13 protein-coding genes and 1 pseudogene are annotated in these 15,004 nt (G+C 71.8%); 8 read left to right on the forward strand and 6 right to left on the reverse strand.

Annotated features, from left to right (window positions below; genetic code table 11):
- Positions 1-123 (reverse strand): annotated as a pseudogene (locus FYW95_RS13185) (Mut7-C RNAse domain-containing protein); the annotation flags it as partial.
- A gap of 4 nt (positions 124-127) precedes the next feature.
- Complete coding sequence (locus tag FYW95_RS13190) at positions 128-691, reverse strand: hypothetical protein (RefSeq protein ID WP_370462347.1); 564 nt, start codon at positions 689-691, stop codon at positions 128-130.
- 574 nt (positions 692-1,265) lie between these two features.
- Between FYW95_RS13190 and secA the strand changes: the two genes are divergently transcribed.
- Positions 1,266-4,109: a preprotein translocase subunit SecA gene (gene secA / locus FYW95_RS13195; protein ID WP_159940608.1), complete on the forward strand. Its 2,844-nt coding sequence runs from the start codon at positions 1,266-1,268 to the stop codon at positions 4,107-4,109.
- Positions 4,110-4,220: 111 nt separating this feature from the next.
- Here the strand turns inward: secA and FYW95_RS13200 are convergent, their stop codons facing one another.
- From FYW95_RS13200 to FYW95_RS13215, 4 genes are all read right to left on the reverse strand, one after another.
- Positions 4,221-4,793 carry a DM13 domain-containing protein gene (locus FYW95_RS13200; RefSeq protein WP_236567608.1) on the reverse strand — a complete coding sequence of 191 codons (573 nt, stop codon included), beginning with the start codon at positions 4,791-4,793 and terminating at the stop codon, positions 4,221-4,223.
- A gap of 578 nt (positions 4,794-5,371) precedes the next feature.
- Positions 5,372-6,112 carry an MBL fold metallo-hydrolase gene (locus FYW95_RS13205; protein ID WP_159940610.1) on the reverse strand — a complete coding sequence of 247 codons (741 nt, stop codon included), beginning with the start codon at positions 6,110-6,112 and terminating at the stop codon, positions 5,372-5,374.
- A gap of 188 nt (positions 6,113-6,300) precedes the next feature.
- Positions 6,301-7,794, reverse strand: a complete 1,494-nt coding sequence (locus FYW95_RS13210; protein ID WP_159940612.1) for a PTS transporter subunit EIIC — start codon at positions 7,792-7,794, stop codon at positions 6,301-6,303.
- A gap of 45 nt (positions 7,795-7,839) precedes the next feature.
- Complete coding sequence (locus tag FYW95_RS13215; RefSeq protein WP_159940614.1) at positions 7,840-8,577, reverse strand: GntR family transcriptional regulator; 738 nt, start codon at positions 8,575-8,577, stop codon at positions 7,840-7,842.
- A 243-nt stretch (positions 8,578-8,820) separates the two neighbouring features.
- Here FYW95_RS13215 and FYW95_RS13220 point away from each other — a divergent pair, with 243 nt between their 5' ends.
- From FYW95_RS13220 to FYW95_RS13250, 7 genes are all read left to right on the forward strand, one after another.
- Positions 8,821-9,864: an SIS domain-containing protein gene (locus FYW95_RS13220; protein ID WP_160050373.1), complete on the forward strand. Its 1,044-nt coding sequence runs from the start codon at positions 8,821-8,823 to the stop codon at positions 9,862-9,864.
- Positions 9,861-10,220, forward strand: a complete 360-nt coding sequence (locus FYW95_RS13225; RefSeq protein ID WP_305081018.1) for a PTS sugar transporter subunit IIB — start codon at positions 9,861-9,863, stop codon at positions 10,218-10,220. Before FYW95_RS13220 ends, FYW95_RS13225 begins: the two co-directional genes overlap by 4 nt.
- A gap of 186 nt (positions 10,221-10,406) precedes the next feature.
- Positions 10,407-10,880, forward strand: a complete 474-nt coding sequence (locus FYW95_RS13230) for a hypothetical protein (RefSeq protein ID WP_159940620.1) — start codon at positions 10,407-10,409, stop codon at positions 10,878-10,880.
- Positions 10,881-11,045: 165 nt separating this feature from the next.
- On the forward strand, positions 11,046-11,534 hold the full coding sequence (locus FYW95_RS13235) for a PTS sugar transporter subunit IIA (RefSeq protein ID WP_159940622.1): 489 nt from the start codon (positions 11,046-11,048) through the stop codon (positions 11,532-11,534).
- 177 nt (positions 11,535-11,711) lie between these two features.
- Positions 11,712-13,388 carry a glycoside hydrolase family 3 protein gene (locus FYW95_RS13240; protein WP_159940624.1) on the forward strand — a complete coding sequence of 559 codons (1,677 nt, stop codon included), beginning with the start codon at positions 11,712-11,714 and terminating at the stop codon, positions 13,386-13,388.
- Between the two features lie 158 nt (positions 13,389-13,546).
- On the forward strand, positions 13,547-14,275 hold the full coding sequence (locus tag FYW95_RS13245; RefSeq protein WP_159940626.1) for an HAD family hydrolase: 729 nt from the start codon (positions 13,547-13,549) through the stop codon (positions 14,273-14,275).
- Positions 14,276-14,385: 110 nt separating this feature from the next.
- Positions 14,386-14,844: a DUF6912 family protein gene (locus tag FYW95_RS13250; protein ID WP_159940628.1), complete on the forward strand. Its 459-nt coding sequence runs from the start codon at positions 14,386-14,388 to the stop codon at positions 14,842-14,844.
- Positions 14,845-15,004 lie beyond the last annotated feature (160 nt).

Here is a 15,004-nt window from a genome sequence, read left to right on the forward strand (position 1 = left end):
GTCGTCGCGGTCGTTGTGGTAGGCGGTGTCCACGCCCAGCAGGCGCAGGCGGCGGGCCAGGGTGCCCAGGTGGACGTCGAGGAGGAAGCGCACCGGGTCGAAGGGCACGGTCTGGGGCCACTGGTGGTCAGTCCTGCTGCTTGTCCGTCTCCTTGATCCGGTGCAGCGGGGTCCCGTGAGGCTCCTCCGACTCCACCCGGGGCGAGTCCAGGACGACGTCGCCCATCATGTCGAAGGCCAGGGCCACGGTGACCGCCGCGACCAGCAGGACCCCTCCGATCACCAGCAGGGGAACGGACATCCCCAGGACGATGCCGACGCCGCCCGCGATGAACCCCGCACAGGCCAGGAGCACCGCTACCCAGGAGCTCGGGCGCCCCCGGTGACTGCTGCTGGGGGCGACGCTGCCGCCCTGGCGCTGGAACCCGCGGATGCGGCCGAACCGACTGTCGCCGTCGGGGTGCTCCCGTTCCCAGGCCAGCCCCGGATCCTCCTTGTCGTTGGGGTCGGGAGTCGGGTGCTTCCTGCGCTCGATCATGTCGTCGAAGACCTCGACCGGGGTGCGGGGAGGAGGCGTCTGCCCCCGGTTGGTTTTTGCTTCTGCCTCACGGGCCCCAGTGGCCTCCTCAACCCCAGTAGTTTCAGGGGCCTCAGCGGTCTCGGGGTCCCTCTTCCGCTTGTTCGCTCGCATGGTGATCCCCCCGGGAACACGTTGGCGTTCGACGGACCGCGGCCGTCCGCCGCGGTATGAACCTCCTACGACCTGCCTACCCAGGAACGGAGGGAGGCATCAGCGCGGGTGCGAAACGGCCGGGCGGCCCGTCCCCGCGAGGCCCGACCGCCCCGGTCGCGGCGCCTCGGGGAGCACCTCCGGGGCGCGGCCGGGGAAGGGGTCGCGGACCCGCGGGATCCGGTGGCGCCCGGTCCGGGTCCCGGCACCCGGAGTGAGCGTTCCGGGAATGTTTCCCGCGCCCGCTCCCGTCCGCATCAGCGGTGTTCTTCGCCGGGTTTCGGCTGGTATTTCCCATCAAGGCAGAGTGACGTGCGGGAACATATCGGTCGGTTTTATTCGTTTTCCAGGGGGAAACGTGCGGGCGGACCCCTCGCCTCAGAGGGCGGGCGTATGGTTCCGGTCCTCTAGGATGTAGCCCCGAGGGCCCAGGAACCCCCGCAGTCCCCCGCGGCCACGGGAAAGCGGTCAGCGGGCCTAGATCTGATCTCCACGTGCGTGGAGCCAACCGCGATCTGCGAGGAGCGCATAGGAAGTGCCAGGGATACTCAACAAGCTCCTGCGCGCGGGTGAGGGAAAGATCCTGCGCCGGCTCAACAAGCTGAAGGACCAGGTCAACTCGCTTGAGGACGACTACGTCGACCTCACCGACGAGGAGTTGCGCGACCTCACCCGGGAGTACAAGGAACGCTACGAAGAGGGCGAGTCCCTGGACGACCTGCTGCCGGAGGCCTTCGCGACCGTTCGCGAGGCCGCCAAGCGGACCCTGGGCCAGCGCCACTTCGACGTGCAGATCATGGGCGGCGCCGCGCTCCACCTCGGCAACATCGCCGAGATGAAGACCGGTGAGGGTAAGACCCTGACCGGAACCCTGGCGGTCTACCTCAACGCCCTCGCGGGCAAGGGCGTCCACGTCATCACGACCAACGACTACCTGGCCCGGCGCGACGCCCAGAACATGGGCCGCATCTACCACTTCCTCGGCCTCGAGGTCGACGTGATCAGCCCGCAGATGACCGCGGTCGACCGTCGCAAGGCCTACCAGGCCGACATCACCTACGGTACGAACAACGAGTTCGGCTTCGACTACCTGCGCGACAACATGGCGCTCTCGCTCAAGGACACCGTCCAGCGCGGGCACTACTTCGCCCTGGTCGACGAGGTCGACTCCATCCTCATCGACGAGGCCCGTACCCCGCTGATCATCAGCGGCCCCTCGGAGCAGAACTCCCGCTGGTACGCCGAGTTCGCCAAGATCGCCCCGCGCCTGAAGCGCGACGAGGACTACGAGGTCGACGAGAAGAAGCGCACCGTCGGCATCACCGAGTCCGGTGTGGCCAAGGTCGAGGACTGGCTGGGCATCGACAACCTCTACGAGGCCGTCAACACGCCCCTGATCAGCTTCCTCAACAACTCGCTCAAGGCCAAGGAGCTCTACAAGCGCGACAAGGAGTACATCGTCAAGGACGGTGAGGTCCTCATCGTCGACGAGTTCACCGGTCGCGTCCTGGCCGGGCGGCGCTACAACGAGGGCATGCACCAGGCCATCGAGGCCAAGGAGCGCGTCAAGATCAAGGACGAGAACCAGACCCTCGCCAAGATCACGCTCCAGAACTACTTCCGCCTCTACGAGAAGCTCGCCGGCATGACCGGTACCGCCCAGACCGAGGCGGCGGAGTTCTCCCAGACCTACAACGTCGGCGTGGTGCCCATCCCCACCAACAAGCCGATGATCCGCCAGGACGTCAAGGACGTCGTCTACAAGCACGAGGACGCCAAGTTCCAGGCGGTCGCCGAGGACATCGCCGAGCGGCACGAGGCCGGTCAGCCCGTCCTGGTCGGTACCACCAGCGTCGAGAAGTCCGAGCTGCTGTCGCGGATGCTCAAGCGCGAGGGCGTCCCGCACGAGGTCCTCAACGCCAAGAACCACGCGCGTGAGGCCGCCATCATCGCCCGCGCGGGCAAGCTCGGCGCGGTCACCGTCGCCACCAACATGGCCGGTCGCGGTACCGACATCATGCTGGGCGGCAACCCCGACTTCCTCGCCGACGAGGAGCTCCAGGCCCGCGGCCTGAGCCCGCTGGAGACCCCGGAGGAGTACGAGGCCGCCTGGCCCGAGGCGCTGGAGAAGGCCAAGGCCGAGTACGAGGCCGAGCACCAGAAGGTCGTCGAGGCGGGCGGCCTGTACGTGCTGGGCACCGAGCGGCACGAGTCGCGGCGCATCGACAACCAGCTGCGCGGCCGTTCCGGTCGCCAGGGCGACCCCGGTATCTCCCGCTTCTACCTGTCCCTCCAGGACGACCTGCTGCGCCTGTTCAACAGCAGCCGTCTGGAGGTGTTCATGAACCAGCTGAACATCCCGGACGACCAGCCCATCGAGTCCGGCATGGTCAGCAAGGCGATCGCCTCCGCGCAGGCCCAGGTCGAGACCCAGAACTTCGAGATCCGCAAGAACGTCCTCAAGTACGACGAGGTCCTCAACCGCCAGCGCAAGGTCATCTACGCCGAGCGCCGCAAGGTCCTGGAGGGCCAGGACCTGCGCGACCAGGTCCTCAGCATGCTGGACGAGGTCCTGCGCGGCTACGTCGTGGAGGAGACCGCCAACGGCGACCCCAGCGACTGGGACCTCGACAAGCTCTGGCGGGCCTTCAAGCAGGTCTACCCGATCAGCTTCACGGTCGACGAGTTCATCGAGGAGAACGGCGACCTGCACACGCTGACGCCGGAGACGATCGCCGACGCCGTCGTGGAGGACGCCAAGACCGCCTACGAGGCCCGCGAGGCGGAGCTGGGCGAGGAGGCCATGCGCGAGGTCGAGCGCCGGGTCATCCTGCAGGTCATGGACCGCAAGTGGCGTGAGCACCTCTACGAGATGGACTACCTCCAGGAGGGCATCGGCCTGCGCGCCATGGCCCAGCGCAACCCGCTGATCGAGTTCCAGCGCGAGGGCTTCGACATGTTCCAGCAGATGCTGGAGGCCATCAAGGAGGAGTCGGTCGGCTACCTCTTCAACGTCGAGGTGCAGGTCCGCAAGAAGGAGGAGCCCGCGCTCACCTCCGCCTCCGCCGCGCAGACCGCCGCCACCGTCGGCGGGGGCGCCAGCGCCACGGCCGTGGCCACCGCGGTGGAGGAGGACGAGGAGGCCGAGGACGCCGCCCCGCCCGCCGACGAGGCCGAGCCCGCCGAGGACGTGGTCGTCCCCGGTTTCGGCGAGGGGCAGCCGAACAGGCTCCAGTACTCCGCGCCCAGCGAGGACGGCTCCGTCGAACGGCACAGCGAGGCGAACGACGAGTACGCCGGGACGCCGCGCAACGCGCCCTGCCCGTGCGGCTCCGGCAAGAAGTTCAAGAAGTGCCACGGTGACCCGGCGGGCAGGTAGCCCGAGGCGCCCGGCCGCTCCGCCGGCCGGGCACCGGTAGCCGAGAACACGCGCGTGGGCGCGGCCCGAGGGCCGCGCCCGCCGTCGTTCCCGGGTGACCCGGGGAAGGGCTCAGAGCTCCACGGGCGCCGAGCCGAAGGCCACCGAGAAGCGGTCGCACCAGATCACCACGCTGGCCATCCCGTCGAGTTCGGCGTCGGCCGGGATCTCGTAGTTGGCGTCGCCCTCGTTGCCCTTGAGCGGACCGAGCGCCACGTAGCGCCCGTCGCGGTACTTGGACCAGTCGCCGCCCGCCTCCTGGTCGGTGATCCACACGTGCAGGTCGGGACCGTCGCTGGTGGCCAGGTCCGTCAGGCGCACGTAGCGCGATCCGTCGGCCAGCTCCAGCACCGTGGCCGTGCCCGAGGTCGCGTGCTCCTGGGTGAGGAACCCGCCCTCGCCCAGCACCACGGGTTCGTCCGGAGCGGACTCCCCGTCCTCCGGCCGCTCCTCCCCGGCGGCCGGATCCGCCTCCCGCTCCGCGGCCGGGGGCGCGGCCCGAGGAAGCGCCTCCTCCACCGCGCGGGTCGTGAACAACCGCCAGGGCTGGAAGGCCCACAGGCCCGCGGCCGCCAGCAGCAGGGCCAGCCCCGCCGCCGCCCACAGCGGCCCGGAACGCCGCCACCCGGGTGTTCCGTCCGTCATCGTCTCTCCTCCCTCGTCGGTGGACTCACTCCTTCCGGGTTCGGAGCCGAGGCCGCGGGGGCGACCCGCGAACGGCGGTTCCCTGTTCCCGGGCCGAACCGGACCGGGACCGGGGGGCGCTGTGTCCGACAGGGATCTGTACGAACTCCGGCTGGGCGTCTTCGCCGAGCCGGCGGAGGCGGACCGGATCGTGCGCGGGGTCGACGCCATGCTCGCGGCCTCGGGCCTTCGCGCCCGCCCGGCGAGCGTGGCGGAGGCCGGAGAGGAGGTGGACCCCACCGGTACCTCTTCGGGGGAGGAGCCGTTGAGCATGAGCGTCGACGAGTTCTACGACGAGCTCCCGTACCAGTGGCGCAAGGAACATCCGGGAAGGCGGCCGGGAGAGCGACGCGTGTTCGAGGTGAGGGCGGGTGTGCTCACCGACCGCCCCCGGGGCCCGCAGGAGGCCCTGGGGCGGCTCCTGCGCCCTGACGAACTGCACGACGGCCCCTGCCCCGTTCCTTGGTCCTCCGGTGTCCACGAACCCGGCGACGAGACACGGGAGTACCCGGAACTCCGCTACGGCGCCCTGCGCGGCGCTAGGAGGGGCCGTTGCGGAGGGCGAGGGCGGCCAGCGCCTCCGCGCCGTCCTCCCACGGGTCGCCGTGCCCGACGAGCACGGTCCGCGCTCCGGTCCCCGCGATCGCGTCCAGGGAGGTCAGCGCGCGCTCCTCGTCCACCGTCGCCGCTCCGGACACGATCTGCGGGCCGTACGTGCCGCGGTACGGATCGAAGGTCACCACGGCGTCACCGGCGATGACCGCCCCGCGGTCCGGGAAGTGCAGCACGCAGTGGCCGAGGGTGTGGCCCGGTGTCGGGACGGCCCTCGGCGCCCCGGGCACCGGTAGCTCGCCGCCCTGGAAGCGGTGCACCTCCCTGACCGGTGTGGGCCACCACGCCCGTCGCCACAGGAACGACGTGACCGCGGGCAGGGCCTTCGGCTGCGTCAGGAGGTAGGGGGTGCGCGCACGTGCGTGCCCGTACTGGCGGGGGTGCCGTGTGAGCGGGACGTCGTTCTCGTGGATGTGGACGGGGACGCCCAGACGTGAGCGGAGCTGCTCGGCGAACCCCAGATGGTCGAAGTGCCCGTGCGTCAGCACCAGGGCGCGGATGTCCTCGGGGCGCCGTCCGAGCAGACGCGTGGCTCGCTTCAGGGAGCCCCACGAGCCGGCCACCCCGGCGTCGACGACCGTCAACTGCCGACCGTCCTCGACGATGAACCAGTTGACGTATCCGTCCCTCACGCAGTGGATGCCCTCCGCCACGTCCTTCCTGAACATCGCTCACCCCACACGGAACGGTGAACCTGCCCCAAAACCTCCGGATGCCCTGGTGTGAGCTGTCCCAAACACAGACGGTTCGGCACCCGTCCGCGCCGCGTCCGCCGCCGCGGCGCGGGGCCCGCCGCACCCGTCGGGCGGGACCCCGCGCCGCCGGGCCCCTCCGGGCCCGGAGCGGGGACGGAGGGTCAGCCGGAGGAGCCCTCCCCGGGCCCGCGGTCCGCCCGGCCCCCGGCCTCCGGGTCCGGTTTCCCACCGGTCGCGGTGCGCGCGGGCTCGCCCGGCTCGTCCGGATCCAGCTCCCGCCCCGGGGTGGGCAGGTCGAACCGGGTGATGAGCACGTAGAAGATCCCGAAGTAGAGACCGAAGTACACGAGTCCGAGCAACAGGATCAGTCCGAGCCCGGTCGTGTTGTCCTTGGTCGCGTTGAGCAGCAGGTCGATGAGTCCGGCGGAGAAGCCGAAGCCCAGGTGGGCGTCCAGTGCGTTCAGGACCGCCATGGAGATCCCGGTCAGCACCACGTGCACCGCGAACAGCACCGGGGCCACGAAGATGAACGCGAACTCCACGGGCTCGGTGATGCCCGTCGCGAACGCGGTCAGCGCCGCCGGGATCATGATCGACCCGATCTGCGTCCTCCGCTCCTTGGGCGCGGCCAGCCACATCGCCAGTGCCGCGCCGGGCAGGCCGAACATCAGCACCGGGAAGAACCCGGACAGCAGTCCGCCCGCGTCCGGGTCGCCGGCGAAGTAGCGGGTGATCTCGCCGTGCGTCACGGTGCCGTCGGGGGCGGTGTAGGTGCCCGACACGAACCAGATGAACGAGTTCACCACGTGGTGCAGGCCCATCGGCAGCAGCAGGCGGTTGATCACCCCGTACAGGCCCGCGCCCAGCGCCCCGGCGCCGATGATGCCCTCGCCCATGCTCTGGATCCAGCCGCCCACGACCGGCCACACCAGGCCCAGCGCCACGCCCATCAGCAGGCCCGCCAGCGCCGTCACGATCGGCACGAACCGGCGTCCCCCGAAGAAGCCCAGCCAGGACGGCAGCTTGATCCGGTGGTAGCGCTGCCACAGCAGGGCCGCCACCAGGCCCACCGCGATACCGCCGAGCACGTCGGTCGGGTTCTTCACCGCGTGGTTGATCATCGGCATGACCGCGTTGACGGCCTCGGGGTCGGTCAGGGGCTCCCGGGTCACCGGGTCGACCGGCAGGGGATAGGTGGTCAACCGCGAGCCGAGGTCGCCCGTGGGACCGTCGAAGGCCACCATGGTCCAGGTCGCCACCCGGTTGAAGACCACGTAGCCGACCACCGCGGCCAGCGCGGTCGACCCGTCGGAGCGCTTGGCGAAGCCCAGGGCCACGCCGACCGCGAAGAGCAGGGGCAGGGCCTCGAAGACCGCTTCGCCCGCCGTTCCCACGGCGCCCGCGACGGGCTGCATCCACCCCATGCCGGGGAGTCCGGCCAGGCCGTCGGCGCCGAGCAGGTCGTCCTGCCCCAGGCGGAGCAGGATCGCCGCGGCGGGCAGCACCGCGATCGGCATCATCAGGCTGCGGCCCAGCCGTTGCAGGACGGCGAACACGGAGGAGGAGCGCTTTCTCCGCTCCGGCTTCCCCTCGGTGGCGGTGCCGCCGCCCGACGGCGGCGGGGCGGACGGGGCGGGGGTCTGGTCCGAACTCATGGTGGGGGTTCCTCCCTCGGACACGCGCCTGGTGGGCGCGGGGCGTCAGTCGCCGTGCCGCCGGGGGTCCAGCCGGGAATGCAGCTGGTAGCGGTCGGCGCGGTAGGTGGACAGCGCGAGTTCCACGCACTGTCCCTTGGCGAAGCTGCGGCGCTGCATCACCAGCACCGGGCTTCCGGCGGGCAGGCCAAGGAGCCGGGAGTCGGCCGAGTCGCAGATCCCGGCCTCGATGGTCTGTTCCCCGGAATCCAACAGGATGTCGAACTCGTTTTCCAGAACCTCGTAGAGGGAGCGTTCGGCGAGGTCGAAGTCCTCCAGGCCCGGGACCATCGCGGCGGGGATGTTGGACCTCTCCACCGCCATGGGCTCGTCGTCGGCGGTACGCATCCGCTCGATGTGGTGCACCAGGGTGCCCGGCGCGATGTCGAGCATGCGCGCGGTGTGCCCGCTCGCCGGGATGACCTGGCGGATCAGCTCGCGCGCCCCGGGCTCGAAGCCGCGGGCGCGCATGTCCTCGCTGAAGGAGGCCAGGACCAGGGACATCTCGATCTTGGGCCGGGCGATGAAGGTCCCCTTGCCGGGGACCCGGTACAGCCGCCCCTCCGCCACCATCAGGTCGATGGTCTGCCGGACGGTCATCCGCGAGAGGCCGTAGGTGGCGCTGAGCTCGCGCTCGGAGGGGATCATGTCGTCCACACCCAGCCCCGCCTCGGTGATCCAGTCCAGGAGCAGGTCGCGTAGTTGGCTGTACTTGGGTAGCGGGTTGCTGGGGTCGATCGACATGGGTCGGGTGCCTTCTGGATCGGCGGGTGGAGTCGGCGTCAGACCCTAGCGCGACGGGAGCGCCCCGGGGAGCCGCCGGCCCTGCCCCAGGACCGGAGCAAGCTGGACATGACTGGTATAGTCCGGACTAGACCACACCTCCGTTCGTGTGTCAATCCACCCAGGCGCAGGCGGTTCGCGGCCTCCGCCTCCGACCCCTCCGCCCGCCGCCCACCGCCCGCCACACACAGGGGAAGGCCCTCCATGACCACCACGACGAGCGTGATGCGCTCCGAGATCGCCGAGCAGCCCGAGGCGCTGCGCCGCACCTTCGCCGAGCTGCTCCCGCTGCGCCCCGAGATCGAGGCCCTGGGCCGCTCCACCCGGCACGTGCTGTTCATCGCGCGCGGCTCCTCCGACAACGCGGCCGTCTACGGCAGCTACCTCCTGCAGGCCCACACCGGCCGCCTGGCCACCCTCGGCTCCCCCTCCATCGCCACCGCCTACGGGGCCAGGATCGACCTGTCCGACGTGCTGGCCGTGGCCATCTCCCAGTCGGGTGAGACCGAGGAGATCGTCGAGACCATGCGCTGGGCCGCCGACTGCGGCGCGCGCACCGTCGGCGTCACCAACGGCGCGGGGTCCCCGCTGGCCCTGGAGGCGGACGTCGCCCTGGTCACCCGGGCCGGGAACGAGGTCGCGGTGCCCGCCACCAAGACCTACAACACGCAGCTGGCCGCCCTCGCGGTCCTGGCCCTGGGTCTGGGGGCCGCCCTGGACCCCGGCGACCTGGGCCGGGTGGCCGAGGGCATCGAGGAGACCCTCGCGGCCCCCGCCGACGCCCTGGAGGAGATCGTCGAGCGGATGGTCGCCGTGCAGGGCGCGGTCATCTCCGGGCGCGGCATGGCCTTCTCGACCGCCCTGGAGGCCGCCCTCAAGCTCAAGGAGGCCTGCTACCTGCACGCCATGGGCCTGTCCTACGCGGACCTGCTGCACGGTCCCATCGCCGTGGTGGACCCGCGCACCCCCGCCCTGCTGGTGGCGGCTCCCAGCGGTCCGACCCTGACCGGCACCGTCGCCCTCGCCGAGCGCGCGCGCTCCGCCGGGGCTCCGGTCTTCGGCTTCGGCGGCGGCGCGGCCCTGGCCGGGGCCAGCGACCTGTCGGTCCCCGTGCCGGAGGTTCCCGAGTGGGTGGCGCCGATGAACCTCATCGTCCCCGCGCAGCTGCTCACCGAGCGCCTGGCCCGCCGCCTGGGCTACAACCCGGACGTGCCGCGCGGTCTGAACAAGGTCACGCAGACCGTCTGAGGCGGGGCGGCGCCAACACCCCGTTCGACCGCTCTCCCTGGTGCACGCGCCGTCACAGCCCTAAGCTCACCCCAAGCCCCGGGGAACCCCCCGTTTCCACGGCAGATCACGGAGGACACATGTCGGACAAGGCAGCGGCGATCGTCGCCGGACTGGGCGGTGCGGACAACATCGAGGACATCGAGGCCTGCATCACCCGCCTGCGCACCGAGGTGGGCGATCCCGGACTGGTGGACGAGAAGGCCCTCAAGGCGTCGGGCGCCCACGGGGTCCTGGTCTCGGGCAACGTCGTCCAGGTGGTGGTCGGCCCCGAGGCCGACGCCCTCACCGACGACATCCGGGACCTGATCGACTAGGGCGCTCCTCGCGCGGGCGCCCGTCGGGCCGGAGCGCGTGTGCGCAGGTCGGGCGGGCGGTGCCACAGCGGTGCAAGCACGGGGAAAGGTGCGGGAAAGGGCGCTCGGGCAGCATGCCCACGACACGGAACGGCTGCCGGGCGCGCCCCGGCACACCGTCCTTCCTCCTCACCCAAGGGAACCGTCTTGGTACACGCACTCAAACGCTCCGCCACCGCCCTGGCCGTCCTGCTGGCCGTGGTGTGCGCGACCGCCTCCCCCGCCTCCGCGCACACGCTCGGGTCGGCCGTCACCTCCTCGACCGGGTGCGGCTGGTCCAACGGCGCCTACACGATCCTGCACTCCTCCACGATCTCGGTCGTCGAGGAGGGGCGGCAGGGAACCGTCTATCTGCTGTGGAACGGCACCTACGGCCAGAACTGCGTCGTGACCCTCAAGACCGGCCCCTCCCACGGCACGCAGACCTGGACCTGGGCCAGGCTCTACATCAGGACCGCGAGCGGCGGTTACGAGACGCGCTACGACGAGGGGGATTACGCCCACTACGCGGCCAAGTCGGCGTCGACCCGGGGGGTGTGCGTCGCCTACCAGGGCGGCATCGAGGGGCTCAACGGCCAGGACGGCTACGCCGGCCGGACCGAGTACGGCAACTGCGGCTGACACCGCCGCCCCCGCGGCCCGGGGCGGCGGTACCGGGCCGCGGGGGCGGTCAGGAGCGGTCGACCCACGCGCTCCGGCCGCCCCCGGCAAGGTCCGGTGCACACAACAGGTTTTCGGTCCTGAACTGGACGGATGAAGCTCCGACGAACGGGAAGACCTCCCCCCATGTCAGACGCAACCAGCCCACTGCGCGTGCTCTCCCCCGTGTCCGGAACGGCGCTTCCCCTCGACACCGTGCCCGACCCGGTGTTCTCCCAGTCCATGGTCGGCCCCGGGGTCGCCGTCCATCCCGAACCCGGCCAGGAGGGCGGGCAGGAGGGCGTCCAGGACGCCGTGTCCCCCATCGCCGGAACCCTCGTCAAGCTGCACCCCCACGCCTTCGTGGTAATGGCGCCCGACCACCGCCGGGGCGTCCTGGTCCACCTGGGCATCGACACCGTCCAGCTGGCGGGGGAGGGGTTCACCCTCCTGGCCGCCGAGGGCGACGAGCTGGAGGCGGGCGCCCCCGTGGTCCGCTGGTCGCCGGGCACCGTGGCCGCCCAGGGCAGGCCGTCCGTCGTCCCCGTGGTCGCGCTGGACGCCTCCGCCGACGCTCTCAGCGACGCCGCCGACGGAGCGGTGGAACACGGTGACCCCCTCTTCACCTGGGCCTGACCGGGGGCGCGGGCCCGCGCCCCCCGGACGGGCGCGGACGGCGCGCGCACCGGGACCGGAGCGGGGCACGTGAACGGATTCCCCGGGTCGCATCGGCGGTTACGGGTCCCCTGACCTGCCGGAAACGGTATCCTCCGGCGGCGAACCCACGATCACCCGCCAGAGATGAAGTCCCACATGAGACTGTCCGTTCCGCGTGCCCTGGCCCCGGCCTGCGCCGGGCTCGCGCTGATCGCCACCGGATGCACCAACGAGGAGGTGGGTTCCTCGCAGGAGGACCGCGAACCCCAGCCGTCGGCCAGCGCCGAGCCCTTCGAGCCCGTGCTCGCGCCGCGGCTGCTCGCCGAGATGGACCTGGACGACAAGATCGGCCAGCTCCTCGTCCTGACCGCCCAGGGCACCTCGGCCGCCGACAACGCCGCCCAGATCGAGGCCTACCGGCCCGGCGGCCTCATCTACTTCGACGCCAACCTCGGCGACGCCGAGCAGATCGCCACCATGTCGACGGAGCTCCAGGACCTGGCGGCACAGCAGGGGCAGGGCGTGCCGCTCTTCCTCGGCATCGACCAGGAGCAGGGCATCGTGGTCCGCCTGCCCGTGGGCACCCGCTTCCCGGACGCCATGGCCGTCGGCGCCACCCGTGACACCGACCTGGCCGCGCTGCGCGCCTCCACCACCGCCGAGGAGCTGACCGCGCTCGGCATCAACCTCAACTACGCGCCCGACGCCGACGTCAACACCGACCCGGACAACCCGGTCATCGGCATCCGCTCCTTCGGGTCCGATCCCGACCTGGTCGCGGAGATGGCCGTCACCGAGGCGCTCGCCTACTCCGAGGGCGGCGTGGCCTCGGTGGCCAAGCACTTCCCCGGCCACGGCGACACCGACGTCGACAGCCACACCGGGCTGCCCGTCATCGACCTGGACCGCCGGACCTGGGAGGCCGAGCACCTGCCGCCGTTCCGGGCCGCCGTCGACGCGGGCGTGGACGCCATCATGACCGCGCACGTGCTCATGCCGGGGCTGGAGGGCACCGAGGACCCCGAACCCGCCACGATCTCCCCGGCGCTCATCGACGGCATCCTGCGGGACGAGCTGGGCTACGACGGCGTGGTCACCACCGACGCCCTCAACATGGAGGGCGTGCGCCAGAGCCACTCCGACGGCGAGGTCGCGGTGCGCGTCCTGGAGGCGGGCGTGGACCAGCTGCTCATGCCGCCGGATCCGGCCGCGGCGGTCTCCGCGATCCGCGAGGCGGTCGAGCAGGGCCGCCTGACCGAGGAGCGCCTCGACGAGTCCGTGCTGCGCGTGCTGACCCTCAAGGAGCGGCGCGGCGTCCTGGAGGCCGAACCCGTGGACGTCCAGGGCGCCGCGGCGGTCCTGGGCGACCCCGGGCACGCCGAGGCGGCCCAGCGCGTGGCCGACGCCTCGGTGACCCTGGTCCGCAACGAGGGGGACCTGCTGCCCCTGGACGAGGGAAGCAGCGTGAACGTGCGGGGCGAGGGCGCCGAGACGCTGACCGCCGCGCTCACCGAGGCCGGGGTGAACGTGGTGGACGGGCCCGCCGACGCCGTCGTCGTGGGCACCAACGGCGCACGGAACTCCCAGGAACAGCGCGGCATGGTCGAGTCCGCGCGCGCCCAGGGCCTGCCGGTGGTCGTGGTCGCCCAGGGCGGCCCCTACGATCTGGAGGCCTTCCCCGAGGTGGAGGCGTTCCTGGCCGTCTACTCCTCCGTGGACGTCTCCCGCACGGCCGCCGCACGGGCGATCGCCGGTCAGGTCAACCCCTCCGGCACGCTGCCGGTGGACATCCCCGGGGCCGGTGTGAAGGCCGGAACCGGCCTGTCCTACTGACCCGTGCCGGGGCCCGTGCGGGGCCCTGAGCTGGTCGCGGTGGTTGAAACGGGCGGGGAACGGGAAGAACCGTTGCCCGCCCGACCCCTCGGGCGACCGGGGGCGGGGCGGCGGTCCGAACGGACGCATGCGACCACCGACACCAAGGAGGGGATCGGATGGACGGCAACCCGGGAGTGAACGGCAGCCGTTTCGCGAACGGCGGGTACTCCGCCGACGGGAACCGGCGCGGAGTCATCTGCGACTGGGGCGGTGTGCTCACGCCGCCGCTGGTCGACGGCATCCTGGCCTGGCTGGAGGACGACCGCATCGACGTCGACCACTACCGCGAGGTCATGCGGCCCTACTTCGAGGACAGCTGCCAGGGCGAGAACCTCGTGCACGCCCTGGAGCGCGGTGAGATCGACCGATGCGAGTTCGAGCGCGAGCTGGCGGCCATGCTGCGCTCCACCCACGGCGGCCCGGTGGTGGCCGACGGCCTGATCGACCGCATGTTCTGCCGGTTCGACCCCGTACACGACATGTACGAGGCGCTGCGCGAGGCCCGCCGGAGCGGGGCAAGCACCGCCCTGCTGTCCAACTCCTGGGGCAACTGCTACCCCCGCGAACACTTCGACACCACCTTCGACACCGTGGTGATCTCGGGCGAGGTGGGGATGCGCAAGCCCGACCCGGACATCTACCTGCACACCTGCGAGCGGATCGGCCTGGGCCCCGAGCACTGCGTGTTCATCGACGACCTGGAGCACAACGTCCTCACCGCCCAGGAGCTCGGGATGACCGGCATCCTGCACACCGACGTGGACACCACGCGGCTGGAATTGGAGCGGTTCCTCACCCCCGACGGCGACGGCGCGCCCCCGGCCCCCGACCAGCGGGCGGCCTGACCCGCCCCGGCCCGCCCCTCCCCGGTCCCGCGCCGGGGCGCCGGGGCGGCCGAGCGGCCCGGCTTTGGCACACTTGACGTGTTCGCACCACGTTCCGGAGAGCCGCTCGCATGTACGTCTTCCTGCCCAGCACCATCCCCGCCCTGGCCCGCCTGCTGGAGGAGGGGCGGCTGGAGGGCGCCCCGCTGACCGCCTTCGCGGCCGACCCCGGGCCGGGCGAGGACGCGGAGGAGGCCGAGTACGAGGCCATGTACACCGCCGCGGAGGAGTCCCTGACCCTGTTGGCCGCCGATCCCGACGCACCCCGCCGCAGGGTCGTGCTGGCCGCGAACATGCCCGACCACGTCGTGGAACGCGCGGGCCGCACGGGTGAGGGCGTGGTCCGGGTGCGGGTCACCGGCGCCGTCCCCTACAAGAAGCTGGCCTCGGCGCACGTGGACGACGACGCCGCCGCCGGGGACGTGGCGGAGGCGGTCAGGGACCGGGCCTCCGGCGCCGCCGAGGAGCACGAGCTGATGTGGTTCGCCGTGCAGGAGCTGCGCCACCTCGTCCGGGAGGCGGGCGCCTGACGCCGGGCGCCCACAGGGAGGGGAGGGCGCTTCCGGCGGACCACCGGCCAACCCGTCACCGCCGTGCGCTCCCGTGCCGAACCGGGGGCCCTCGGGGGCGCGTTATCTCCGGGGACACCGCGTCCCGGAGGTCGGGGCGGCCGACGAGGAAGGCGTGAAG

This window comes from Nocardiopsis sp. FR4, from assembly GCF_009830945.1.
Taxonomy (GTDB): Bacteria; Actinomycetota; Actinomycetes; order Streptosporangiales; family Streptosporangiaceae; genus Nocardiopsis.